Origin of the sequence: Blastomonas sp., assembly GCF_030373265.1 — a bacterium.
Classification (GTDB): Bacteria; Pseudomonadota; Alphaproteobacteria; order Sphingomonadales; family Sphingomonadaceae; genus Blastomonas.
The window spans coordinates 25228-49663 of sequence record NZ_JAUCZC010000004.1 but is presented as its reverse complement, the minus strand read 5'-3'; the positions used below and the strand labels follow the sequence as shown (position 1 = coordinate 49663).

Below are 24436 nucleotides of genomic sequence, written 5' to 3'. Positions count from 1 at the left end.
CCTTAGCGGTCAGCGGGCATCAAAGGCAATTGAACAATCGCCACCAGCAGCTTGCGTGCGGCAAAACGCGATGGAGCGAAACCGACTCATCACCACTTTGGCCGCATCATCGCTGATCGGTTCGCCGCCCGGGGCAAAGCCTTCGCCGAGCTCCGCATATTGCAGCACGACGACATTTTGCGCATCCCGCAGCAGCAACGCCAGAAACTGCTCACCCCGGCCGGACACAGCGCCCGGATAGCCGCTGACGGCGGTTGACCCGCATCCGTTCGAGGACAGATTGTATTCGGTGCCGTCTGCCATCCGGCCACTGTCGATCACGCGGGAAAAATTGGTGGTCTGGCATCCCTGGCTCGAGTTGAAGAATCGCGCCTGCATCTCTGCGGTGGACAGGGGGGCCGCGCCAGCGCCACTGAACGCCGACAGCGTGATCATCTGCGCCCAGTTCTCCACCGTCGCGCCTTCAGGCACGAACTCCAGGATTTTCTGCCGCTCGTTCTGCGCCTCGTAGACAGGCTCGAACGTCCCGAACAGCCAGAAGGAAAGCGTGCGGTCGAACACGGGCGCGGCAAAGCGACAGCAACGCTTCTGGATCTGTTGCGCGCTTCTGACGATACTCCCCCGCGATACCGGCAAAATCTGCCTTCTCGCGAACCTTGGGCTCAGATTGCGCGGCCAGCGGCGCAGTCGGCAGCGCCAGCGTGAGCAGCAATCCAGCCGACAGGGCCTTCCCGAAACCGCGTGCGCTCACAGCGCCAGCATCGCTTTCATCCCGCGGAAGATCGCATCGCAATCGTCCTGCGCCGAGGGGATGCCCTTGCGCAGGCAGATGAAGCCGTGGATCGTGCCGCGCATCTCCATAAAGGTAACATCGACCCCCGCCTGGATCGCGCGTGCTGCGAAATCGCGGCCCTGATCGCGCAGCGGATCGAGTCCTGCGGTGACCAGCAGCGTGGGTGGCAGGCTGGAAAGATCGCCGTTGATGCAGTCGTTCCGCAGATCACCGGGAACGCCGGCATACCGTTCGCCGAACCAGTTCATCGTATCGGCAGTGAGGAGATAACCCTCGGCAAATTCGGTGAACGAGCCGCTGGTTTGTGTCGAATCGACCACGGGATACAGCGGAGCCTGGGCAATTACCGGAACCGCGGCGGGCTTGGCGATCAACGCCTGGGTGGTGACGATCGCAAGGTTGCCGCCCGCGCTGTCGCCGGTGAAAACCAGCCCGGTGATGTCGAGGCCCAGGGCCTCGCCGTTATCCGCCAGCCAGCGTGCTGCGGCCTCGCAATCGTCCGTTGCTGCAGGGAAGGGGTGTTCGGGCGCAAGGCGATAATCCACCGCCACCACCGGCAGATCCATCTTCGCCGCTAACTCGGTGCAATAGGGGTGATGCGTATCCAGATCGCCGATGACGAAGCCACCGCCGTGGAAGAACATGATCGCAGGGCCCGGCTCGCGGCTTTCGCGCGCGTCATAATAGCGCAGGCCGATATCGCCAGCGGGGCCCGGGCAGGTCAGGTCGCGCACGATCGCAAGGTCGGTGGGCTCGGCATCGGCGAGAAAACGCATCATGCGATAGGCTTCGCGTGCATCGGCCGGGCTCAGCTCGTTCATCGGCGGAGTGCCCGATGCGGACAGCATGGCCAGCAGCATCGCGACGTCGGGCCGAACGAACGGGCCTGTCGGTGCGTCGGCATCGCGCTGCAGTTCGATGGTGTCGCTCATCGGTATCATCCTCTCTGGTGTGTTTAACCGGGAGGTTAACGCCTCGGGTGCAACCGGTCCATCGCCAAAATTCGCGGGATAAGCGCATGCCGATCCGCACCAAATCGGTGCATGCCGGCTGTGTCGAGCCGCGGTTGCGCAACGCCGGGTCTCAGCGCTGGGTCGACAAGGGTTTTGTAGAGAAAACCGACGATCTGGTCACCGCGATGAATGCCGCGACCCCGATCGGGAGACTCGCCCGGCCTGAAGATATTGCCGGCGCGATCTTTTGCCGCGCCAGCGAAGACGCGAGTCAGGTTGCAGGTTCGGAGCTGGTGGTCGACGGCGGGTAGGCCGCGCGATAGCGCATGGGTTCACGCGACGGAGCGCGGTAGCCTTTCGCATGTCGAGGGCGCGCACGGGATGACGTGGCGTCACCGCGTGCGCGCGCAGGATCAATCTTCGGCAGGGCTCGACTGCAGCTGGACGTAGTTTTCGATGCCCATCCGCGCGATCAGGTCGAACTGCGCCTCGAGCGTGTCGACATGCTCTTCCTCGCTGTTGAGGATATAGGCGAGCAGGTCGCGGCTGCCGAAATCGCGGACGCTTTCGCAATAGGCGATCGCTTCCTTGAGCATGGGAATGGCCTCGTTCTCCAGCGCGAGATCGGCCTTGAGGATCTCCTCGACCGTCTCGCCGATCTTGAGCCGACCGAGCAGCTGGAAATTGGGCAGGCCATCGAGGAACAGGATGCGGTCCGCCAGTTTGTCGGCGTGCTTCATCTCGTCGATGGATTCTTCGTACTCGAACTTGGCGAGCTTCTTGATGCCCCAGCTCTGCAGCATCTTGGCGTGCAGGAAATACTGGTTGATCGCGGTCAGCTCGTTCTTGAGCGCGTCGTTGAGAAATTCGATGACCTTGGGGTCGCCCTTCATGATGATGCTCCTGGTTCACCTGGCCCGCTTCACGGGACCGGGTGCGTTTAAATCAGGCGCGTATCATACCAACTAAACCGCCAAATGGAAAGCGGTGCAGTGCGGGAAATATTTGATTTTTAAAGAGATTTTTGCAGGCTACTGCTAGGCGGTCGCAGTTTCCCGAGTGATAATGCTTTGCGCAAACGAAAGGCACTGGCCGCACTTGGGACGCCGACCAAGGCGGGCGTAAACCTCTGAAGGACGGCCCGCGCCATCGCGCAATGCGTCTTTCAGATCCTGTTCGCGAATCGCGTTGCAGATGCAAACAACCATGCGTCTCTCCTGTTGAAGCAGGAATAGCGATAATGAGAACGCATCGCAACAGACTTTTTGCGAATTTATCGCAACCGCATCGGTTGCACCTTTCGCCGGGCGAGCGAACGCCACAGCCATTCGGCAGGCCCGAAGCGAAACCGTTCTAGCCAGGGCTTGGACCACAGCAGCATGATTCCCCACGCGCCAAGAACAAACACCATCGCGGTTACCCTGTCGATTTGGCCGAACAGCCCAAGGCCCCAACCATAGAAAATGAAGGTCATGACAAGGGTCGTGCCGAGATAGTTGCTGAAGGCCGCGCGCCCGGTTGCAGCGACCCGGACGATCAATGCGCTGTCCTGGTTGCGCACGATCAGCCACAGCAAGGCTGCAGCCCAGCCGACGGTGAGCACAACCCGGAAAGGGAAGGAGAAGGCGAAGAACGCGCCAAAGGCGATCATGGTATCGAAATCGCTGACGATCACCCAGGCGGCCAGCGCGATCATGGGGCCGATCCCGATGGCAAAGGCACGGCGTGCAATCCTGGCGTACATTTCAGGCGCCCATAGCCCGAGGATGAAGCCGCTCTTCAGCATCGCCATGCCCAGCACCATCATGCCCAGCGTGTCGAGCGTGAACAGCAGCAGCGCATTGACCAGCGAGGAGGGGAAGGTCGACAGGTTGTCCGCGAAAATCGCGGACCAGCCGCCCTTGTACAATGCCAGGTCACGAGCGATGTCCGACGACCCCGGCTTGCCGAAGCTGGCGAGCATCTTGCGCGTGCTCTCGATCGTGGCCGCGTCTGCGCCCGCTGCCAGTCCCTGGACCGACTGCCACCAGCTTCCTGCGACCATGAGGCATGCAATCAGGAAATAAAGCGAGAACAGGATGATCGCCCAACGGACAAGCTGCCGGATATCCTTCTGGACAAAATACAGTGCCAACGTCCCGCTGATTGCATAGGGGACCAGAATGTCGCCCCACCAAAGGATGATGTAATGCGCGGCCCCGATCACGAATAGCCACGCCATGCGGTTGAGGTGGACCGATCTGCCGTTCTGGCCCGAAGCGTCGGCGCGCTGAATGACCAGCAGCATGCTCGCGCCGAACAGGACGCTGAACAGTCCGCGCATCTTGCCATCGAACAGCACGAAATTGGACGCCCATACGCCGATGTTGAAGGGGGCGGTTCCGCCCCATGCGGCCGGGTTGACATACGCGGCTCCCGGCATCGAAAACCCGATGATGTTGAGCAGGAGTATGCCCATCACGCCGAAGCCGCGCATGGCATCGAGTGAAAGGTGTCTGTCGGCATTCTGCATCACACGTGCCCCCGCGACGGCCCCTGCAACCATATCGGCGTTCAAGGACCATGATCCGACCCGAAACAGCATAGTTGCAGCGGGAATGCCAGCGGTTCCCGCCGCGGGCGCAGGCGCCCGTCACCTTCTGGCATGGCGCTGCCGCCTTATATGCAGCCAACTTGCCCGCGATTACGCTAAATGCGACAGGGGCTCGGGATTGACAAACAGACCAGTCGGTTTATTGAGGTGGTTGACCGACCGGTCGGATTAATACCCCACTTCGTCATGCGAGGGCCCAGATGGATCTGTCTTACTCGAATGCCGCGATCGAGCGGGCGCTGAGAAACTCGGCGGCATCGTCTGGCTTCAACCGCTGGAGCGGGATGCGCTTGCTGGCCGCAGGGGGCGGCCAAGTGTGCCTCGAGATTGATGTGCGCGAGGATCTGACCCAGCATCACGGCTTTGTTCACGGCGGGATTGTCGGTGCGCTCGCGGATACCGCCTGTTCCTGGGCGGCAGCAACCCTGGCGGGGGATGTCGTTACGGCAAGCTACACCATCCAGTTTCACGCCCCCGCGACATCGGCGCTGCTGCGTGCTCGTGCCAATGTCATCAAGCAGGGCCGTCGCAATGTTTCCGTCGAGGGACAGGTTTACTCCGTGGATTCCGGCGGGTTTGAGCGCCGTGTCGCCACAGCCTTGGCCTTGATCGCTGTGGTCCCTGCACCCGCTTCCACTTCCGCTGCGACGCGCGTGGCATCACGGACCACGCATGCTTGACGTCGAGAGTGCAGCTGTTAGACTGATTGGTCTATGATGCTTTTTGTCTCCAACGATGGCGTTGTGCGTTCCGCCGGCGCCGCAGACCCCAAGGCCGCGCTCGATATCCATCCAACCCGGCTGCGATTGCTGCAGGTGGCGACCCGCCTGTTCCAGCAGCGTGGGTATCATGCGGTCGGCCTCGCCGAAATCCTGGCATTGTCCGAGACGCCGAAAGGCTCGCTGTACCATCACTTTCCGGGTGGGAAGCCTGAACTCGCCGAGGCTTGTATCACGCGCATCGCCGCGAGCACGCTGGCCGCGCTCGATGAGGCATCTGCCAAAGGCACTGATATCATTGGGTTCTTGCGCCAGTTGGGCGAGGAGTCCTCGGCTTGGTTGGAGCGGACTGACTGGCGCGACGGCTCCCTGCTGGCGGTGATCGGTCAAGAGCAGGGCGGCGATGACAGCGCTTTGGCCGATGCGGTGCGCATTGCCTACCAGCGGATCGAAATGCGGCTGGCCAAATGGTTGATGCTGGAGGGTGTCGCGGTGGCACGCGCACGCGATATCGCCGCCACCATCATTGCCTCGCACGAGGGCGCCATGCTGCTCGCCCGCTGCCGCCGGGATACCACGCCCGTCGCTTTGGTCACCGATATGCTGTGTGCGATGGTCGATCGCGGATCGATTGGTGCACCAGCCGACTGAGTGGTTTAGCGCCAGACCGATCGGTCTGATGTCCACGGATCGGTCCATCGCGCGGAACATTCGCCGATATTATCGCTTGCAGCCTTGTGCGCACCGGGCATGTTGATGCCGGTTGCAGCACAAAGGCAGCAGTCAACTCGGGGAACAGTATAATGACCGACACCGTCCCAACGCGCCAAAGGATGCGGGCCAGCGATTTTCACCCCCATATCCTCGAGATTTTCGATGGGTATGTGCACGGGAAGCTCAGCAAACGCGAGTTTATCCGGCAGGCAGGGCGCTATGCGGCGGCGGGGGTGACTGGCCTAATGATCTACAACCAGCTGCGTCCCGACTACGCGCTGGCGCAGCAGGTGGCACCCGACGATCCGGGAATCGAGACGATGCGGGTCGAATACCCCAGTCCTGAGGGCCACGGCACGGTGCGAGGCCTGATGGCGCGGCCCAAGGGGGCGAAGGGCAAATTGCCGGCTGTTCTGGTGGTGCACGAGAACCGCGGGCTCAATCCGTACATCGAGGATGTCGTGCGCCGGCTCGCAAAAGCGGGGTATCTGGCGCTTGGACCGGACGGTCTAACGTCACTGGGCGGTTATCCGGGTACCGATGACGAGGGCCGCACGATGCAGGCCTCGCTCGATCCAGCCAAGCTGATGGAGGATTTCTTCGCCGGGTTCGAATTCCTGCGCGATCATGATGGTTCGACCGGCAAGGTTGGCGTCACAGGCTTCTGCTATGGCGGCGGCGTGTGCCATGCCCTGGCGGTCGCCTATCCCGATCTTGCCGCCGCCGCCCCGTTTTACGGGCGGCAGGCGCGAGCGGAGGAGGTGCCCAGCATCAGGGCGCCACTATTGATCCATTTTGCCGAGAACGACGAGCGGGTAAATGCGACGTGGCCTGCCTATGAGGCCGCCCTCAAGGCGAACGCCAAGCCGTATGCAGCCCACTTCTATCCGGGTACGTCGCATGGCTTCCACAACGATACCACGCCGCGATATGACGAACCGGCAGCAAAGCTGGCATGGGACCGGACGCTGGCGTTTTTCGAAAGCCACCTGCGCACCTAGACCGATCGGTCCATGGGTGTATCGAGGCTTTGGTCGGTCTCGCGCGCAACAGGCGACCGCACCCGGACATTATGTCACGTTGCCGTAACCGGCGTGCGGTCTTATACCCGATACAACTTGCGGGGATTGGGCATGCGAACCCGCAATGCCCAATTGCTGCCAGCCGTTAGCGGAAGGTCGCCCTGATGTTCGATGGTTTCGATGCACTGATGCTGGCGCGGATCCAGTTCGCCTTCACGGTGAGCTTCCACTTCATCTTCCCAGCGTTTTCGATCGGTCTGGCGAGCTACCTGGCCGTTCTGGAAGGGCTGTGGCTCAAGACCAACGACGACACCTATCTCGATCTGTTCAAATACTGGCGCAAGATCTTCGCGATCGCCTTTGCCATGGGCGTCGTTTCGGGGATCGTGATGTCGTACCAGTTCGGCACCAACTGGTCTGTCTATTCGGACAGAACCGGACCGATCCTCGGCCCGCTGATGGCCTATGAGGTGCTGACCGCGTTTTTCCTCGAGGCCGGGTTCCTGGGGGTCATGCTGTTCGGCATGGACAAGGTGGGGCGCAAGCTGCACTTCACCGCGACCTTGATGGTCGCGATCGGCACCTTCATTTCAGCCTTCTGGATCCTCAGCGTCAACAGCTGGATGCAGACGCCGACCGGCTATGAGATCGCTGCCAATGGCCAGTTCGTGCCCGCCGGAAGCTGGCTCGACATTATCTTCAATCCCAGCTTTCCCTATCGGCTGGTCCACACCGTGATGGCGGCCTATCTGACGACCGCGTTCGTCGTCGGTGCCGTCGGCGCCTATCACCTGCTCAACAACAAGACCGATGTGCGCGCGCGGCGGATGTTCTCGATGGCGATGTGGATGGCGGCCCTGGTCGCGCCGCTGCAGATTTTCGCGGGCGATATGCACGGTCTGAACACGCTCGAGCACCAGCCCGCCAAGGTCATGGCGATGGAAGGCCATTACGACAGTCACCCCGATGGTGCGCCCTTGATCCTGTTCGGAATCCCCAACAGCGCCGAGAAGCGTGTGGATTATTCCATCGAAATTCCAAAGGCTTCCTCGCTGATCCTTAAACATGATCTTAATGCGCCGCTGGCCGGACTTGATACCATTCCTGAAGATGAGCAGCCCCCGGTGGGTGTGGTGTTCTGGTCGTTCCGCATCATGGTGGGCATCGGTTTTGCGATGCTGGGGATCGGGTTGTTCAGCCTGCTTGCCAGGGTGCGCGGCCGTCTGTTCGACTGGCCGTGGTTGCACCGCGCGGCGATGGTGATGGGCCCCTCGGGCTTCGTCGCGGTGATCGCCGGCTGGGTGACGACCGAGGTCGGCCGCCAGCCCTACACGGTCTATGGCCTGCTGACGACGGCAGAGAGCGTCTCGCCGCTCGCGGCGCCTGCGGTGGGTGCATCATTGCTGGCTTTCGTGATCACCTACTTCATCATGTTTGGCGCCGGCACGCTGTATATCCTCAAGCTGATGAGCAAGCCGCCCACCGGACACGAGGAGGCAGCAGCCTCCGGTCCGCTGCGCACGGCAGGGATCACGCCTGCATCGGCCGACAGCACGCGCCGCGGCCAGAGCGGCACCATGCGGGAGGAGGGCGCATGAACATCGATCTGACCATCGTATGGGCGTTCATCATCGCCTTTGCCGTGTTCGCCTATGTGGTGATGGACGGGTTCGATTTAGGGATTGGTATCATCTTCCCGGCGCTGGGGCGCGGGGCCGAGCGTGACAAGGCGATGAATTCGGTGGCGCCCGTTTGGGATGGCAACGAGACCTGGCTGGTGCTGGGCGGGGGAGGGCTGTTTGCGGCGTTTCCGCTGGCCTATGCGATCATCCTGCCGGCGATCTATCCGCCGATCATCGCGATGCTGCTGGGGCTCGTGCTGCGCGGCGTTGCGTTCGAGGGACGCTGGCGCGACCCCAATCACCAGCCGTTCTGGGATTTTGCGTTCACCGCAGGCTCCTTCATCGCTGCTTTTGCGCAAGGCGTGACATTGGGCGCGCTGCTGCAGGGGGTCGAAGTCGAGGGCCGCGCTTATGCGGGCGGCTGGCTCGACTGGCTCAGCGCCTATTCGGTGCTCACCGGGATCGGAACGGTGATCGGTTATGGGCTGCTGGGATCGACCTGGCTGATCATGAAGACCGAAGGCCGGGTACAGGAGCACGCCTTCCGGATGAGCTGGAAGCTGTTTCCCGCGACGCTGCTCGCCTTGGGTGCGGTCAGCCTCTACACTCCCTTCCTGGAAGCCGAATACTGGAACCGCTGGTTTACCTTCCCCAATGTGCTGTTCTCGGCGCAGGTCCCGGTGCTGGTCGCGCTGATCACCGGGTTGCTCTACCGCGCGCTCAAGAAGCGTCGCGATTACGCGCCGTTCCTGCTGACGCTGGCCTTGTTCCTGCTCGGCATGATCGGGCTGGGGATCTCGATGTTCCCGTATGTCGTGCCCGACGAGGTGACGATCTGGGATGCGGCAACCCACCCGAGCAGCCAGATGTTCATGCTGGTCGGCACATTGTTCATCGTGCCGCTGATCATCGGCTACACCGCCTGGGCCTACTGGGTTTTCCGCGGCAAGGTGGGTGACGAGGGCTATCATTGATGCCGTTGCCGGATGCCGATGACCCCGATCGCGGCGATGCGCGCCCGCTGGCGCAGAAACTGGGCTGGATGGCCGCGATCTGGCTGATATCGGTCGGGGCCATTGGCGCAGTCGCCTATGCCATCCGCTGGTGGATTAACGCCTGACGCGGCGAGGTCGGCGTGTTATCCTCGGGCATGGCAAACCCGGTCGATCCGATCACCGATGCAGCGCCTCCTCTGGCAGACGATGCTTTGGCCGTGCGTGGCTTTCGTCTGATCGAACATGTGCTGCTGGTCCTGGTGGCGCTGATGACGCTGGGTGCGGCAGGCATAGAGATCGCCAATATCGTGGCTGCACGGACGATCTCGCTGGCCGACATCCTGCTGATGTTCCTCTACACCGAGGTCATCGGCATGATCGCGGTGTTCTATACCGGTCGCGGATCGCCGTTCGTCTATCCGATCTTCATCGCCATCACCGCGCTGGCGCGGCTGATCGTCCTGCAGGGCAAGGACATGGCGCCCGACAAGATCCTGTTCGAGGCGGGCGCGATCCTGTTGCTGGCGATTGCTGCTGTGGTGATCAGCCGGGCGGGCCGATCTTGACGGTGTGGGCTTGACCGAGACTGCCGGGCTGGCATGAAGACCCAAACCATTTGCCAGCAGGGCCGCCCAGATCATGACCACCGAAAAGCTCTATATCAGCGCCAACAGCCTGCTCGAGGACAGCTATCGGCTGGCGATGCAGGTGATCGACAGCGGCTACCGGCCCACGCACATCGTCGGTATCTGGCGCGGCGGCGCGCCGGTGGGAATCGCGGTGCAGGAGCTGATGGAATATCACGGCATCAACGCCGACCACATCGCGATCCGTACCGCGAGCTATTACGGCATCGACCAGCAGAGCAAGGACGTGCGCGTCTATGCTTTGGGCTATCTGATCGACACGTTGAGCCCCGAGGATCGGCTGCTGGTGGTTGACGATGTGTTCGACAGCGGCCGGTCGATCCGCGCCTTTATCCACGAGCTCGCCGCCAAGTGCCGCTACAACATGCCGCACGACTGGCGGATCGCCACGGTCTATTACAAGCCCTCGCGCAACCTGACCGATCTGACCCCCGACTACTGCGTCCACGAGACCGAGCAGTGGCTGGTCTTCCCGCATGAGATCACCGGGCTGACGGTGGAGGAAATCCGCGCGCACAAGCCGGGGGCGAGCATCATATTGGGGGAATAGGGGGCTGCCCCTCCTGCGTCATTCCCGCGAACACGGGAATGACGCTTTTGCGCCAGGGGTGAAAAGGAAGCGGGACCCCCGCGTGCGCGGGGGGGACGAAGATAGAGACAGAAGCAATTGCGCCAGTACCACGTGCTTGGCATAACGCGATCATGACACCCGACCAGCGCACCGCCTATATCGACCGCCTCCCCAAGGCCGAACTCCATCTCCATATCGAAGGTTCGCTCGAGCCCGAGATGCTGTTTGCGCTGGCGCAGCGCAACCAGGTTGAAATCCCGTTCGCAAGCGTCGAGGATATCCGAAAGGCTTACAATTTCAGCAATTTACAGGACTTCCTTGATATATATTATCAGGGAATGGCGGTGCTGTTGAAGGCGCAGGATTTCTATGATCTGACCTGGGCCTATCTGGAACGCGCGCACGCCGACCATGTCCGCCATGTCGAGATCTTCTTCGACCCTCAGGGGCATACCGACCGCGGTGTTGCCTTTGCCGACGTCATCACCGGGATCAGCGACGCGCTGGCGGATGGCGAGAAGCAGTGGGGAATCACCTCCAAGCTGATCCTGTGCTTCCTGCGGCATCTCGACGAGGCCGCGGCCGAGGCGACGCTCGATGAGGCGCTGCCGTATCTGGATCGGATCGCCGGCGTGGGCCTCGATTCATCGGAGAACGGCCATCCGCCGTCGAAGTTCGCCAATGTGTTCGCGCGGGCGAAATCGCTGGGGCTCAAGCTGGTGGCGCATGCGGGCGAGGAGGGGCCGCCCGCGTATGTCCATGAGGCGCTTGACGTGCTGCATGTCGACCGGATCGACCACGGCAACCGCGCGCTGGAAGACGCAGGCCTGGTGACGCGGCTGGCGGGCGAGGGGATGACGCTTACCGTCTGCCCGCTCTCCAACCTCAAATTGTGCGTCATCAGCGATATTGCCGACAGCCCGGTGGCGCAGATGCTCGACTCAGGCTTGAAGGCGACGGTGAATTCGGACGACCCGGCGTATTTCGGTGGCTATGTAAACGCGAACTACCACGCGATCGCAGACGCGCTCGATCTCAGCCGCGAGCAATTGCGCACGCTGGCACGCAACAGCTTTACCGGATCGTTCCTACCGTCCGATCAGGTCACGCATCTGCTGGACGAGATCGACCATTACGACGCGCATTTCACCGCCTGATCGGGCTCCAGGCGCTCAGCGCTCGCTGAGGTAATAGCGCTCCACTTCCGCGAGATTGCCGTCGAGCTGGTAAACGATCGGCTGGCCGGTCGGGATTTCGAGCGACGTGATTTCATCGTCGGCGATGCCCGAGAGGTGCTTGACCAGCGCGCGCAGCGAGTTGCCATGCGCGGAGATGATCACGCGCTTGCCGGCCTTGAGTTCGGGCGCGATGCGGCTTTCCCAATAGGGCAGCACGCGGTCGATGGTATCCTTGAGGCTTTCGGTGTTGGGGATCGCGATCCCCTCGTAGCGGCGGTCCTTCGACAGGTCGAATTCCGAGCCTGCGTCCATCGGCGGGGGCGGGATGTCGAAGCTGCGGCGCCAGATGTGCACCTGCTCGTCGCCATGCTTGGCCGCGGTCTGCGCCTTGTCGAGCCCGGTGAGGCCGCCATAATGGCGCTCGTTCAACTGCCAGTTCTTCTCGACCGGAAGCCACAGCCGGGTCATTTCCTCGAGCGCCAGGTTGAGCGTCTTGATCGCCCGCGTTTGCAGCGAGGTGAAGGCGATGTCGAAATCGAGCCCCTTGTCGCGCATCAACCGCCCCGCCGCGCGCGCTTCCTCGGCACCCTTTTCGGTCACATCGACATCCCACCAGCCGGTGAACCGGTTTTCCAGGTTCCATTGCGACTGGCCGTGGCGGATGAGGACGAGTTGCGGCATCTGGGCGTCTCCTGCTGTGTGCTGCGAGGCGCTTTAGCGTCCCGTACTGCCCAAGCAAACCCGTTTTCCGGCCGTCATTCCCGCGAACGCGGGAATCCCGCGTTTGCGCCGGGGTGGACCAGAAAGCGGGACCCCCGCGTTCGCGGGGGTGACGGGCAGGGCGGGCGGGTTAAATCTTCTCGAACCGCACCTTCAGGCCATCCTTGGGCTGCGGGATCGGCCAGGCCTGCCAGGCGGGGTTATAGCCGGGCTCGATGACGATGCGGTGCTGGCTGAGGATGTGGTGCAGCAGCACCTTGATCTGCATGTACGCAAAGTGCAGCCCGAGGCACATATGCGCGCCGCCGCCAAACGGCACCCAGGCGTATTTGTGGCGGTTGCGCGTCGCTTCGGGGGTGAAGCGCATCGGATCGAAGCGCAGCGGATCGGGCCAGTGCTCCTCCTGCTTGTGGGTGTAGGACGAGCTGATGCTGACCGGCGTGCCCGCAGGAATGCGATAGCCGCCGAACTCGAACGCCTTGAGCGCGCGGCGAGGGGTCGAGGGGACAGGCGGGATCAACCGCAGCGCTTCCTTGAACGCCATTTCGGTCAGTTCGAGATTGGGCAGCGCATCATAGGGCATCGGCGCCCCGGCGGGGGCATGCTCGAGCAGTTCGGCGCGGATCTTGTCCTGCCATTCGGGGTTCTTGGCCAGCAGCCAGATCAGCGAACTCGCAGACGACGTGATCGTGTCGTGCGCCGCCATCATCAGGAAGTTCATGTGATCGACCACCTCGTCGGTGGTCAGCAGGCTGCCATCGTCGCGGGTGGCGCGGCAGAACTGGCTGAACATGTCCGGCCCCTGCTGCTCGCGCCGCTTCTTCACCTCTGGCGTAAAATAATCGACCAGGAATTTGCGGCCCGCCACGCCCTTGCCCATCTTGGTGAACGGCAACGGACGCCGGACCACCCCGATCGAGGCCTGCACCATGTCGACGAACGCGGTGTTGATCTTGTCGGCTTCCGGACCCCAGGGAATTCCCAGGAACGAGGTTGCCGCCAGATCGAGCGTCAGCTTCTTGATTTCGGTATAGAAGCTGATGTCCTTGTTCGACCATTCGAGCACCCGCACGCCGATGCCCTCGTTGAGCGCTTCGGCATAATGGCGCATCGGCGCCGGCTTGAACGCGATCGACAGCGCGCGGCGGTCGGCGCGGTGATGGTCGAAATCCATCAGCATCAGCCCGCGCGGGAACAGCAGGTTGAGCACCGGGCCCCAGCCTTGTTCGGACGAGAACACCTTGTCACGGTCGAACAGCACCAGTTCGTTGGCATCCGCGCCGAACAGCGCGACCTGCCGCCGCCCAAAGGCGTTGGTGCGATAGACCGGGCCGTATTTGTCGCGCATCTCCCTGCCGAACTTTTCGGGATCGGCCAGCATCCGGAAAGTCACGCCGACGACCGGCAGGCCATCCTCCCCCGGGATGTGATCGAGCGCGCTGCTGCTCGACAGCCGCGTCCAGTGCGGGTTGCCGCTGTCGCGCTGGATGGTGTGGTCGGGGAACATTTCGCGCTGGGGTGCGTGTGTGTCGGGAGCAAGCACGGTGGCCATGGAAATTCCTCTGCCCTGGTTTAATCGATCCATTAAATACCAACTGACACCAATGTTAGCAAGCACTGTCTGCGAACCGATGGCTATTCATCGTTAATTCAACTTGGCAGTTATATGAACGAAACATCGGAGCCCCGCTCCGCCGGCCCGCCGCGCCAGATCATGCGGCGAGACAGGATACCATGGCTTTGACCCGATTTTCATTCCTTCAGAACAATGGCCGCAAGGTTATCCGCATCGCCGCCATCGCACTGGGCGCGGTTTCTCTGTCTGCCTGCGCGTATGGCGGTGGCAACTATGGCGGCTATGGCGGCATCGGTGTCGGTGTCGGCGGCGGTGGCTATGCCGGCGGCTACGATCCCTATTGCGACGGCTATTCGGCCTGGGACAGCTTTTACGGTTGCGATGCCGGCCTCGGCTTCGGCCAGATCGGCTTTGGCGGCGGCTATTACGACAATTTCTATTACCCCGGTCACGGCACCTGGCTGTACGACCGCCCCGGCGGACGGCGGTTTGCGATGCAGGACCGTCAGCGGCAATATTGGGGCCAGCAGCGCTGGCAGTATCAGCAGCAGCGGCGTGGCAATCGGCAGGATATCCGGCAGGACCGGCGTGAAGATCGCCGTGATTTCCGCCGCGACAATCGGCGCGAGACGCTGGACGACCGGCGCGACTGGCGGCAGGAGCGGCGTGGCAATACTGGCGAGGTTCCCCGCACCCGGCGCGGTGAACGCGAGCGGATGGGTGGCCTGACGCCCGAAGATCGCCAGCAGCGGATGGAACGCTGGCAGCAGCGCCAGCAGCAGGCCATCGGTCAGCCCGGAGCAGAGCGGCCCGGAGCGCAGCGCGAAGGGCGTCGCAACTGGCAGGGCAACCGCCAGGGCAGTCCCGGGCAGGGTGTGACCGGTCGGCAGGGCAGGGGCGCTGAAGGGCGCGAGCGTCCGTCGATGCGCCGGCCTTCGCCGCAGGCGCAGCCAGGAACTGCTCCGCCGCGTGTCGAGCGCGCGCCACGGCCCCAGCGCCAGCAGCGGATCGAAAGGTCCCCAGGGTCTGCGCCCCGCGGAGGCATGGATATGTCTGGGCTGCGTCCGCAAGACAACCAAAATAACTGATCGCTCAAACGCCCCGCGCACCGTCGCGGGGCGTCACCCTCGGGCGGCCAGGCCCTCGAGCCGCAACGGGTGGGGCTTGTGACCGGCCCCAAAAGCCCTATCATTGAGGGCATGGTACAAATTTCGCTTCTCGATCAGTCGGTGCGCTTTGCCGATGTCTCCGCCGCAGAGGCACTCGCCGGAACGCTCGAGGCGGCCGAATTGGCGGATACGCTGGGCTATAATCGGCTTTGGGTCTCTGAACACCATGCCAGCCGCTTCCTGTGCGGCAGCGCGCCTGAAATCCTGATCGCCGCCATGGGCGCGCGGACGCGGCGCATCCGGCTGGGCTCGGGCGGGGTCATGCTGCCGCATTACAGCGCCTACAAGGTCGCCGAGCAGTTCGCGGTGCTGAGCAATCTTTATCCAGGCAGGGTCGATCTGGGCGTCGGCCGGGCGCCGGGTGGCGAAATGCGCGTCGCGGCGGCGCTGTCTGCCCCGCACCCGCCGAGCTTTCGCGATTTCCCGCAACAGGTTGCCGATCTGGTCGGCTACATGACCGGCGAGCTCAACGATCCGCGGCTCAGCCCCGAAGTCGAAGGCGAGGTGCCGGTGTGGATCCTTGGCACCAGTCCGGACAGCGCGATCCTCGCTGCGCAACTCGGCCTGCCTTACGCGCTGGCCTTGTTCATCAACCCGCAGGCGACGCCGGGGCTGACCGAGCTTTACCGCCACAATTTCCGCCCCAGCGCAACGCTCGACAAGCCTTACGTCTTGCTGGCGACCACCGCCTTTGCCTGCGACGATGCCGATCAGGCCGAAATGCTGCGCAAGAATTATTTCCTCAATATCGCGCGTCTGCTCGGGGGCGGGCAGCAGCCCGCGGTTTCGCCCGAAGAGAGCCGGGACATGGGGTTCACTGAGCGTGAAGCTATGATCGTCGGCGCACAGGCGCGGATCGCCGCCTTCGGAACGCCCGATGTGGTCCGCGACAAGGTCGAGACGCTGGTCGAAGCCTTTGGCGCAGACGAAGTCATGATCTCGTGCAACGCCTATCATCACACCGACCGGCTGCGCGCGATCGAGCTTGTCGCACGCAGCTTTGCGTTTGCCGAGGCAGCCTGACGATCATGGGTTTTCACACACCAGCGTTTTGCGTCGCCGGGACGCTGCCCTTCATCGATGGCGAGGCGATCGTCATCGACAAGCCTGCGGGCCTGCCCGTCACCCAGCCGCGCAAGGGTGGGCGCAGTCTGGATGACTATCTCACGCAATTGCGCTTCGGCTTCCAGCGTTCGCCGTTGGCGGTGCACCGGCTCGACCAGGATACGTCCGGGTGCCTGCTGCTCGCGCGGCATGCCAAGGCGCACAAGCGCTATGGCGCGGCGTTCGAGGCGGGGACCGCCGAGAAGACCTATCTCGGCATCGTCGAGGGCGACCTCGCCGACGACAGCGGCACCATCGATATCGCACTGGGCAAGACCAGCACCGCCGAGGAGGGTTGGCGGATCGTTCCCGATGCCAGCGGCAAGCGCGCAGTCACCCATTGGCGGCAGGTGGCCACAGCAAACGGCCTGACACTTGTCGAATTCCGCCCCGAAACCGGCCGCACCCACCAGATCCGCGTTCACGCGCTGCACGGTCTGGGCAAGCCGCTGCTGGGCGATCCTTTCTATGGCAGGACGTACCCATCCGGCCTGATGCTCCACGCTGCGGCGCTGACGCTGCCGCGTGGCGACAAGCCGCCCATCGTGGCACGCGCGCCGATGCCCAAGCGGTTTGCCGATCTGGGATTTGCGGCAGGGGAGGCGGCGGATGCCTGAAATCGCCATTCCCGATCACGCCATCGTTTCGGAAAAGTTCATCACCGCGTCGGGTCCGGGCGGGCAGAACGTCAACAAGGTCGCCACCGCGGTCCAGTTGCACGTCAACATCTTCGCCTTGGGTTTGCCACCATTGGTTTATAATCGATTGAAATCCTTGGCTGGAAGCAAGATCAACCAGGACGGCGAACTGGTTATCCTGGCGCGCAACCATCGCACGCAGGAAGCCAATCGCAAGCTCGCGCGCGAACGCATCTCGGCGATGCTGGCCGAAGCCTATGATCTGCCTGCCACCCGCGCGCGCTCTCGGCTCAACCGGGTGGGCAAGACCGAACGGCTTGCGGGCAAGAAGAACCGTTCGACGGTCAAGAAGAACCGCGGCCGCGTCGCCTTCGACTGATCTCGCATCATCTGAAAGTCCTGCAATGTATACCTTTGAAATTGATCAAAATATTCCCAAGGCTGAGCTGTATGATGACCTTCATTCGGCCGCGCTCGCGTTGGTTGATGGGGAAGCCGACGGCGTTGCCAACATGGCCAATGTCGCAGCGCTGATTGGTCAGTTTGTTCCCGGCCTCAATTGGGCGGGCTTCTATCGCATGGTTGGCGGTGAACTGGTTCTGGGCCCGTTTGTGGGCAAGCCTGCCTGTATCCGCATCGCCTTGGGCAGCGGTGTGTGCGGCGCTGCGGCCGCGTCGGGCGAAACGCAGCTCGTCGACGACGTTCACGCCTTTCCGGGACATATTGCCTGCGATGCCGCCAGCCAGTCCGAACTGGTGGTGCCAGTGGTCCACGAAGGGCAGGTGACACACGTCATCGACCTGGATAGCCCGCATCTGGCTCGGTTCGATTCCGACGATCGCGCCGGTATCGAGCGGTTGGCAAAAACTCTAGCGGGACGCATCTGAGCCGATCGTTCACCCCTTATCGGCGCTTTGCCCCAAATTGAAACATCCCCGCGCGATGCGCCCGGTTTTACATCGGTGCAATGGTGCAATCGGCTCGCCGATGCTAACAATCGCTTAACCAAGCCGGAAGGTCGTGGGGGCATCTAGGCGCCCGGCCCAAAAGGCGAGCCCGATTGTCCGAGGGGAGTTAACCATGAAGAGCCGCGCTTTTTCTTTTGTGCGTGATACTGGCATTGCGGCCTGTCTCGCTGGCGGCTTGGTGGCAGCTTTGCCCGCATCCGCTGCCGAATCGGGGCTGGTGCGCGCGTATCCAGGCAAAATCGATCTCCAGACCAGCAGCGCTCTCAACCGCGGATCCGCAGCCGGGCCGGTCTATGGTGCGCGCCTTCCTGTGGGGGCGCAGGCTTATGTCCGCCCGTTTCGCGGCTTCCTGCTGCCGCGCGTATGGGTAGCGCCGACCTATTACATCGCCAACTGGCAAGGCTATGGTCTGCCACGGCCGGCCCAGGGCTATGGCTGGTCGCGCTACTTTGACGATGCCGTGCTGACCGACCGCAATGGCCGGGTCTATGACAGCGTTCAGGGGGTTGACTGGCAAGCGGCGCAAGCAGGTCAGGCGGTGGTGAGCCAGACCTATTCGCCCGATTACGATCCGTACAACTACGATGGCGATCTGCTGCTGGGCAATGACGCCGTGGTGCACGGCACGCATTGGGCGCGCACTGCCGACCAGGCAACACCGCGCATGGATTATGACGACGACTTTGTCCCCGCACCGCCTCCGCCCGTGGCGCAATATGACCGCTATGACGACCCGGCGTTTCTGGAAGCCTGCCGCCGCGACAGCGGTCTGGGGGGGGCCGCGATCGGCGCGGCTGCGGGCGGCTTGGCAGGCAATCGCATCGCCGGCCGCGGCAACCGGACTGGCGGCACATTGATCGGCGCGGGGGTAGGAGCGGTCGCCGGGATGGTGATCGACAGGGCCGAAGACCGCGAGCGCTGCAAGCGGCTGCTCGCACGCGAGGCGCAGGACGGGTACGACGCAAGGTATGGAACCAGCTATGTCGCTCCGCCGATGGCTCCTCCGCCGCCGGCCTATGCCGGCGATTATGACCCTGCGTTTCTCGAGGCCTGCCGCCGCGAAACGGGCCTCGGCGGCGCGGCCATCGGGGCCGGCATCGGCGGCCTTGCGGGCAACCGCATCGCCGGGCGCGGCAACCGCACCGGCGGCACGCTGATCGGCGCGGGCGTGGGGGCGATTGCTGGTATGGTCATCGACAAGGCCGAGGATCGCGAGCGCTGCCGGCGCCTGCTGGCCCAGTATGGCGCGGGCAATCCGCCACCTCCTGGCCAGCCTGGCGGCTATCCGCCTCCGCCGCCTGGATATTATTATTACTACCCGCCGCCGATCCTCACCACGGTGACGATCACGCCAGCGAGCTGTACCGAACCGGTGGTCGCCAGCCAGGCAGCGCCCGTGGCGCAACGCCCCCAGGTGCGGGCTAGCAAGAACGTGCGGGTTTACCGCAAATAGCAGCGGTTATCGGATGGCGGGTACATCGGCATAGCCGGTCAGACCCCATGGATCGTACGGCCCGAGCACCAGTTGCTCGAACGTGCCCAGTCCCTGCTCGCCATCGCTGGTGGTGATGCGCGAGAGGATCTGCACGTGCAGGTTTTCCATGCTGGGCGCCAATGGATCGACTGCGGCCAGGTCGATCCGGTCGCGCTCGACCACCAACGGACCATGATAACGGCCATGGCCCCATCTGGGGCAGGTATACCCCAGCCCGCGCATCTGGAAGCGCTGGATCGGCTCGAACGTCACCTCGAGCGGCCTGTTGCCGGTCTGGATCGTCAGCGTGCCGCCTGCAGGCCAGCGCGTGCCGGGCTCGATTTTCGGCTCCAGTTGCGCGGCGGGTGTTTCGAAAAATCCGTCATGCGCAGCACCATCGGGCGCGATCACCGCGCGGGTGTTCCACGCGGTGCCCGAACGATGGGCGTTGAGGTGGAAGAACAGGCTGCGGCGTTCAAGATTGACCGGGGTCCATTGCCAGAAAAAGGCAGGCTGCGCGCTGCCCGCATGGGGTTGGGCATCGGGCGCGCCGATCGGGCGAACGCCCCAGCTGCGATCGCGGGTGCCCGCGCAGCCGGGGGCAAGCTCCGTGCGCTCGCCGTCAACCTCGATCCAGCCGACATAGTGCCCGTTCTGGGTCATCCGCGTGTAATCCATGAAGGTTCGCGGCCCATTGCGGAAGGTGAATCGCGGCTCCTCGATGGGGAAGGCGCGGCCGGTGAAGGTGATGTCAGCCCGGATGCCTTCGCCATCGACCCGAATGCGCAAGCGGGCGAGCGGCTCGATCACCTCGATCCGGATCGGGCCGACGGCCATGTCCATCCGCTCCATGCCAAGCTCGCGCGATGCGTGCAGATTGTGCTGTATCCCGTTGGTAATGAAAGAAAAGCCGGCGTCCGCAATGTCAAGATGCGGGTACACGCCGAAAGCGAGCGCGAAAAAGCCCGAGCCATCCCGATTGTAGCCGTTGAAGAAATAGCGGTCGTAAAAATTGCGATCGGTGCCTGCATAGGCGATCGGCTCGGCAGTCTGGTGCAGCGGAAAGTCGTCCCCTTTGGTCAGCATGTCGTTGTTTCCGCCCGATGGTTGGCATGGCGCAACAGCGCGCCGATGCTGTCATGGTCGAGGGCCAGGCTGCATGCGCCACGCGCCATCGACAGAAAGTTGGCATCGCCGCGCTCGGTGCGTTCGACAAACGCGGCGCTGAACACGGCGGTCGAAAGCCCGGACAGCGCACCGATGCGGACATCGTCCCAGATCGCCTCGCGATCGCGCGGCACGCCATGGCGGGTCATCTCGCTGCAATACAGATCGATCAGGTCGTCCTCGTGCAGTCGCCGCAGATCGGTGCCGATGCCGGTGCCAAGCAGATAGCCAAGGTCGGTGGTGCCTGCGCCGGTGACACAGGTCTGCCAGTCGACCACCGCCATCGGCTCGGCACCCCCGCGGATATCGAACAGCATGTTGTCCAGCCTGTAATCGCCATGGGTCAGGCAGCGGGTGCCGGCCTGCCAGGAGAACCAATGTGGGGCTGCTTCGGCCAAGGCCTCGCAGATGGCGAGATGTTCGGGCTCGATCTGCCCGGCATAGCGCTCGCGAAACACCGCTTGTGCGCCGGGATAGGCCTGGATGATCCAGTCGCGCGCCGCAGGATCGGGCAAAAGCCAGTCCTCGTCCAGCACCGGGAGGTTGTCGGTCGACGCATGCAAGGATGCCGCCTGGCAAACTGCCAGCCGGGCTTGCTCGAGGGTGCACGAGGCAAGCTGATCGCCGACCTTGGCCGGGCCCAGATCCTCGAAGAGCAGGATGAAATCGCATCCGGTCGCATCGATCAGCGCGGCATAAACCTTGGGAACGCGCATCGCGACCAGCGGAGCGACGCGCGCGTAGAAGTTCACCTCGCGCAGATACAGCCGGAAATGCGCCGCGGTCGAGCGGCTGGTGGCGTCGCGCGATGGCAGTTTGGCTGCGATGGATGCGGGTGCCTTGGGCGCAGCGCGGTCATAGGCCAGCGCGATGCGGACGGTATCGCCCACCTGTCCTGTGCCGATCGATGTGGTGGTGAAATCGGTGACGTGCGCGCCATCGAGCACGTTGGCCGCGTCCAGCCGCGCCTGCAGCCAGGCACGGTCGATATCTTCTGCCCGCGTCGGAAACGCCGCCATGCCCCGTCCTCTCCGCCGGATCCGTTCCGGTCCTGGTTTAATCGTATGATTAAACCAGCCGCGAAGGATTGCAATCGCTCAGTTGCGCGAGGATGCGGACGGAAGATGTCAGGCGATTTCGCTGGCCAGCCGCGCCTGCATCTGCAGCACGGCGGGGCGGAGCGCGCTTTCTTCGACAAAGCCGAGGCGCTCGGCCTCAAGCGACTTTTCCAGCCGCACCAGCCGGTCGAGCAGATGCTGGGTCTCGTGCACCAGCTTCTGCGCCGCGTGCGGCAGCCGGGCGACCACGAACGGATCGCTCGATGTACATTTGCCCAGCGATCGGCTGCGGCTGTGCAACTGGTGCGCGGATAGCTCTCCGGCCAGATACGCCTTCTGGTTGAGTAACCAGGCGATCGAATGCATCAGCCGGGTGGTCACGCGCAGCGATTCACACGACATGTCGATGCGAATCTCGTCGTGCCGGTCCAGACCTTGGGCTTCCGGGCTGAGCTCGAAATAGGACCGTGCCTCGTCGGCCAGCACCATGGCCTCGACATACAGCGACTCGACCAATTTGGCGGTGAAAGGGAACTGGTGGCTGGACATGCGCCATCCTTGCCAAAAACCCGGAACGCTGCCCAGCGGCAACCTATGGTTAAGCGGGCGACGGGCGCATTTGTATCAGGGCGGAACAGATGCGCACCGGTGTGTGAACCACCCCGCGGGCTGCACCCGATCAGGCGATGATGTCGGGGATCAGGTAATCTTCGAGCATCGCAATCTGGTCGCGCAGCAGCAGCTTGCGCTTCTTCAGCCGGGCAAGCTGCAGCATGTCGGCGGTGCCGCCATTGCTCAGCGAGCCGATGGCATGATCGAGATCACGATGTTCGATGCGCAGCAGGGCCAGCTTCTGCCGGACTTCTTCCTCAGTCACGCGCGACGCCTTTCCAGACCGGGACCGGGCCGTGAACTCGGCCCGCGATTGCTTTTGTGCAGGCCGGACGCCTGCCGACTGTCGCGGTTATGGAATGTTTCGCCGCATTGCAAGCGCACCTGTGCATAACACCACAGACAGCCCATAAATTTTATGTTTAGATCACGCTCCCAAGATGAGAAGGGTCAACGAGTCGAAGGAGACATAGATGTTGCAAGACAGTCATACGCAAGCCCTCAAGGCCAAGCATGCCGGTATTGAACGAATGATCCACGACGAAGAAAGCAGGCCCGCGCCCGACACCGCGCGGATCGCCAAGCTCAAAAAGCAGAAACTGCGCATCAAGGAAGAGATCAGCCTGCATTGACCGGCTGATCTGAGCTTCTGCGGACCGGGCAAACCCCCCGGCTGCAAATCCCAGCCCGGCGCGTCTGACGAGGGGTCAGATCGCGCGCCGGGCGACGGGCAGGGGCGAAACGCTCCGGACCGGCTTGAGCTTGCTCGCTGGTATTTTCACTTCTGTCACCCGCGCAAGAACCCCGTGCGGGCCACTACGACTCTCGCCATCCAGGGTTAACCCCGTTTGGAACAGCGATGCGGCCATGGACAGCCGAGCAGACATGGCGTACTAATACGGCAACACACACCTAGACGGGGGAATTATGCGTTCGGGCTGCCAGACGGTATTCGGCTTTTTCAAGACGCGGACATTGCTGGGCCTGGGGATGGCACTTTGCGCGCTGCCTGTATCCGCACAGTCTAATCGCCCCAGCTTCGACCCCAGCGCACTGAAACTGCCGGCAGGCAGCACGCCCAATGAGGTGCTGGTCCTCGGCACACCGCACCTGTCCGGGCTTCCCGACAGCTTCACCCCGGACATGCTGGCGCCGCTCCTCGACCGGCTTGCCGCGTGGCGCCCCACCGCGATCGCGACCGAGGATCTGTCTGGTCTGCAGTGCGACAGCCTGCGCCGCTATCCTTCACGATACACTGAGACGGTGAAAAGCTATTGCTTCGACCCGGCGCCGGCGGGGCAGGTCACCGGGCTAGAGGTGCCCGCAGCCAATGCCGAGGCGGAGCGTCTGCTCGCGGCGTGGCCGGAGACCCCCGCTCCCGCACAGCGTCGGCATCTGGCAGCGATCTTCCTCGCCGCAGGCGAACGCGGGTCGGCGCTGGTCCAGTGGCTCAGGCTGCCGGCCGAGGATCGCCGAGCGGGCGACGGCTTGACCGACGCGCTTGTCGACACGCTCGAGAAGGCGCGAACGCGGCGCAACGAGACCTATCTGGTTGCCGCCGTTCTCGCCGCACGGCTGGGTCTCGAGCGGCTGTGGAGCGTTGACGATCACTCGGCGGATTCGCCCGAGCCAGCAATCCCTGAAGAGCTCAAGGCAAATGAAGCCGCAATTATGAAGGCGTGGGACAACCCGGCATCGCGCCAGCGTCGGGCAGAAAGCGAGCAGCTCAACGCAAGGCTGGCGCAGCCCGATGGGCTGCTCAACCTCTACCGCGCCTATAACGCACCCGATGCGTCCATGCTGGTGTACCGGTCGGATTTCGGGGCGGCCTTGGCCGAGCCGTCACCGCAGCGCTTTGGCAGGAAATATGTCGGCTATTGGGAAACGCGCAATCTGCGGATGGTCGCCAATATGCGCGATGTGATCGGTCGCTATCCGGGCACGCGTATGCTGACCATCGTCGGTGCATCGCACAAGGGCTATTACGATGCGTATCTGAACCAGATGCACGACGTCCATCTGGCGGACGTCGGTGCGGTCCTGCGCTAGGGGGGCATCCGGACCCGATGCGCCGCGGTTCGGCGCACACGGCTGGCCCCGATTTCTGGCGATCGCTGGCCTTGAGCCTGCTGTTGCAGGGGTT

General features: G+C 63.3%; 29 protein-coding genes. 18 read left to right on the top strand and 11 right to left on the bottom strand.

Annotated elements, in window-relative coordinates; translation table 11 throughout:
* Positions 1-9 precede the first annotated feature (9 nt).
* Both QUV11_RS03390 and QUV11_RS03385 read right to left on the bottom strand, forming a co-directional pair.
* On the bottom strand, positions 10-561 hold the full coding sequence (locus QUV11_RS03390) for a hypothetical protein (RefSeq protein ID WP_300880560.1): 552 nt from the start codon (positions 559-561) through the stop codon (positions 10-12).
* Positions 562-747: 186 nt separating this feature from the next.
* On the bottom strand, positions 748-1725 hold the full coding sequence (locus QUV11_RS03385) for an alpha/beta hydrolase (RefSeq protein ID WP_300880559.1): 978 nt from the start codon (positions 1723-1725) through the stop codon (positions 748-750).
* 86 nt (positions 1726-1811) lie between these two features.
* Here QUV11_RS03385 and QUV11_RS03380 point away from each other — a divergent pair, with 86 nt between their 5' ends.
* Complete coding sequence (locus tag QUV11_RS03380; protein ID WP_300880558.1) at positions 1812-2057, top strand: SDR family oxidoreductase; 246 nt, start codon at positions 1812-1814, stop codon at positions 2055-2057.
* A gap of 102 nt (positions 2058-2159) precedes the next feature.
* On the opposite strand, the gene bfr is transcribed toward QUV11_RS03380, so the two are convergent.
* From bfr to QUV11_RS03365, 3 genes are all read right to left on the bottom strand, one after another.
* A complete protein-coding gene (bfr, locus tag QUV11_RS03375) occupies positions 2160-2639 on the bottom strand; it encodes a bacterioferritin (protein ID WP_300880557.1) in 480 nt (159 codons plus the stop codon).
* Between the two features lie 144 nt (positions 2640-2783).
* On the bottom strand, positions 2784-2954 hold the full coding sequence (locus QUV11_RS03370; protein ID WP_300880556.1) for a (2Fe-2S)-binding protein: 171 nt from the start codon (positions 2952-2954) through the stop codon (positions 2784-2786).
* 65 nt (positions 2955-3019) lie between these two features.
* Positions 3020-4303, bottom strand: coding sequence for a DUF418 domain-containing protein (locus tag QUV11_RS03365; protein ID WP_300880555.1), 1284 nt, complete (start codon positions 4301-4303; stop codon positions 3020-3022).
* A 236-nt stretch (positions 4304-4539) separates the two neighbouring features.
* Between QUV11_RS03365 and QUV11_RS03360 the strand changes: the two genes are divergently transcribed.
* The 9 genes from QUV11_RS03360 (at position 4540) to QUV11_RS03320 (ending at position 11786) form a co-directional block, all read left to right on the top strand.
* Positions 4540-5019 (top strand): PaaI family thioesterase, encoded by a 480-nt coding sequence (locus QUV11_RS03360; protein WP_300880554.1) that lies wholly within the window; start codon positions 4540-4542, stop codon positions 5017-5019.
* Between the two features lie 33 nt (positions 5020-5052).
* Positions 5053-5709, top strand: a complete 657-nt coding sequence (locus QUV11_RS03355) for a TetR/AcrR family transcriptional regulator (protein WP_300880553.1) — start codon at positions 5053-5055, stop codon at positions 5707-5709.
* A 152-nt stretch (positions 5710-5861) separates the two neighbouring features.
* On the top strand, positions 5862-6773 hold the full coding sequence (yghX, locus tag QUV11_RS03350) for a YghX family hydrolase (protein ID WP_300880552.1): 912 nt from the start codon (positions 5862-5864) through the stop codon (positions 6771-6773).
* 185 nt (positions 6774-6958) lie between these two features.
* Positions 6959-8392 (top strand): cytochrome ubiquinol oxidase subunit I, encoded by a 1434-nt coding sequence (locus tag QUV11_RS03345; protein ID WP_300880551.1) that lies wholly within the window; start codon positions 6959-6961, stop codon positions 8390-8392.
* Positions 8389-9390, top strand: coding sequence for a cytochrome d ubiquinol oxidase subunit II (cydB, locus tag QUV11_RS03340; protein ID WP_300880550.1), 1002 nt, complete (start codon positions 8389-8391; stop codon positions 9388-9390). The genes QUV11_RS03345 and cydB overlap by 4 nt, the downstream gene beginning before the upstream one ends.
* Entirely contained in the window at positions 9390-9536 is a 147-nt protein-coding gene (locus tag QUV11_RS03335; protein ID WP_300880549.1) for a DUF2474 domain-containing protein, read from the top strand. The genes cydB and QUV11_RS03335 overlap by 1 nt, the downstream gene beginning before the upstream one ends.
* A gap of 15 nt (positions 9537-9551) precedes the next feature.
* Positions 9552-9977 carry a phosphate-starvation-inducible PsiE family protein gene (locus QUV11_RS03330; protein WP_300880548.1) on the top strand — a complete coding sequence of 142 codons (426 nt, stop codon included), beginning with the start codon at positions 9552-9554 and terminating at the stop codon, positions 9975-9977.
* A gap of 73 nt (positions 9978-10050) precedes the next feature.
* Positions 10051-10608 carry a phosphoribosyltransferase gene (locus QUV11_RS03325; RefSeq protein WP_300880547.1) on the top strand — a complete coding sequence of 186 codons (558 nt, stop codon included), beginning with the start codon at positions 10051-10053 and terminating at the stop codon, positions 10606-10608.
* A 152-nt stretch (positions 10609-10760) separates the two neighbouring features.
* Entirely contained in the window at positions 10761-11786 is a 1026-nt protein-coding gene (locus QUV11_RS03320; RefSeq protein WP_300880546.1) for an adenosine deaminase, read from the top strand.
* Positions 11787-11801: 15 nt separating this feature from the next.
* Here the strand turns inward: QUV11_RS03320 and gpmA are convergent, their stop codons facing one another.
* Entirely contained in the window at positions 11802-12488 is a 687-nt protein-coding gene (gene gpmA, locus QUV11_RS03315) for a 2,3-diphosphoglycerate-dependent phosphoglycerate mutase (RefSeq protein WP_300880545.1), read from the bottom strand.
* A 169-nt stretch (positions 12489-12657) separates the two neighbouring features.
* Positions 12658-14079: a cytochrome P450 gene (locus tag QUV11_RS03310; protein ID WP_300880544.1), complete on the bottom strand. Its 1422-nt coding sequence runs from the start codon at positions 14077-14079 to the stop codon at positions 12658-12660.
* 188 nt (positions 14080-14267) lie between these two features.
* Between QUV11_RS03310 and QUV11_RS03305 the strand changes: the two genes are divergently transcribed.
* The 6 genes from QUV11_RS03305 to QUV11_RS03280 all read left to right on the top strand — a co-directional run bounded on the left by QUV11_RS03305 (position 14268) and on the right by QUV11_RS03280 (position 19435).
* A complete protein-coding gene (locus QUV11_RS03305; protein ID WP_300880543.1) occupies positions 14268-15191 on the top strand; it encodes a hypothetical protein in 924 nt (307 codons plus the stop codon).
* A gap of 111 nt (positions 15192-15302) precedes the next feature.
* The gene (locus QUV11_RS03300; RefSeq protein ID WP_300880542.1) at positions 15303-16295 is read left to right on the top strand and encodes an LLM class flavin-dependent oxidoreductase; all 993 of its coding nucleotides are present in this window, start codon (positions 15303-15305) and stop codon (positions 16293-16295) included.
* Positions 16296-16300: 5 nt separating this feature from the next.
* The gene (locus QUV11_RS03295) at positions 16301-16993 is read left to right on the top strand and encodes an RluA family pseudouridine synthase (protein WP_300880541.1); all 693 of its coding nucleotides are present in this window, start codon (positions 16301-16303) and stop codon (positions 16991-16993) included.
* Entirely contained in the window at positions 16986-17393 is a 408-nt protein-coding gene (arfB, locus tag QUV11_RS03290) for an alternative ribosome rescue aminoacyl-tRNA hydrolase ArfB (protein WP_300880540.1), read from the top strand. Before QUV11_RS03295 ends, arfB begins: the two co-directional genes overlap by 8 nt.
* 25 nt (positions 17394-17418) lie before the next feature.
* Complete coding sequence (locus tag QUV11_RS03285; protein ID WP_300880539.1) at positions 17419-17901, top strand: GAF domain-containing protein; 483 nt, start codon at positions 17419-17421, stop codon at positions 17899-17901.
* Between the two features lie 193 nt (positions 17902-18094).
* A complete protein-coding gene (locus QUV11_RS03280) occupies positions 18095-19435 on the top strand; it encodes an RcnB family protein (protein WP_300880538.1) in 1341 nt (446 codons plus the stop codon).
* Between the two features lie 6 nt (positions 19436-19441).
* On the opposite strand, the gene QUV11_RS03275 is transcribed toward QUV11_RS03280, so the two are convergent.
* The 4 genes from QUV11_RS03275 to QUV11_RS03260 all read right to left on the bottom strand — a co-directional run bounded on the left by QUV11_RS03275 (position 19442) and on the right by QUV11_RS03260 (position 22558).
* Positions 19442-20542 (bottom strand): hypothetical protein, encoded by a 1101-nt coding sequence (locus tag QUV11_RS03275; RefSeq protein WP_300880537.1) that lies wholly within the window; start codon positions 20540-20542, stop codon positions 19442-19444.
* On the bottom strand, positions 20536-21642 hold the full coding sequence (locus QUV11_RS03270; protein WP_300880536.1) for a phosphotransferase: 1107 nt from the start codon (positions 21640-21642) through the stop codon (positions 20536-20538). Before QUV11_RS03270 ends, QUV11_RS03275 begins: the two co-directional genes overlap by 7 nt.
* Positions 21643-21750: 108 nt before the next feature.
* Positions 21751-22230, bottom strand: a complete 480-nt coding sequence (locus QUV11_RS03265; RefSeq protein WP_300880535.1) for a DUF1465 family protein — start codon at positions 22228-22230, stop codon at positions 21751-21753.
* Between the two features lie 130 nt (positions 22231-22360).
* The gene (locus QUV11_RS03260; protein WP_300880534.1) at positions 22361-22558 is read right to left on the bottom strand and encodes a DUF465 domain-containing protein; all 198 of its coding nucleotides are present in this window, start codon (positions 22556-22558) and stop codon (positions 22361-22363) included.
* 208 nt (positions 22559-22766) lie between these two features.
* Between QUV11_RS03260 and QUV11_RS03255 the strand changes: the two genes are divergently transcribed.
* On the top strand, positions 22767-22925 hold the full coding sequence (locus QUV11_RS03255; protein ID WP_300880533.1) for a YdcH family protein: 159 nt from the start codon (positions 22767-22769) through the stop codon (positions 22923-22925).
* A 295-nt stretch (positions 22926-23220) separates the two neighbouring features.
* Positions 23221-24342 carry a DUF5694 domain-containing protein gene (locus QUV11_RS03250; RefSeq protein WP_300880532.1) on the top strand — a complete coding sequence of 374 codons (1122 nt, stop codon included), beginning with the start codon at positions 23221-23223 and terminating at the stop codon, positions 24340-24342.
* Positions 24343-24436: the final 94 nt, after the last annotated feature.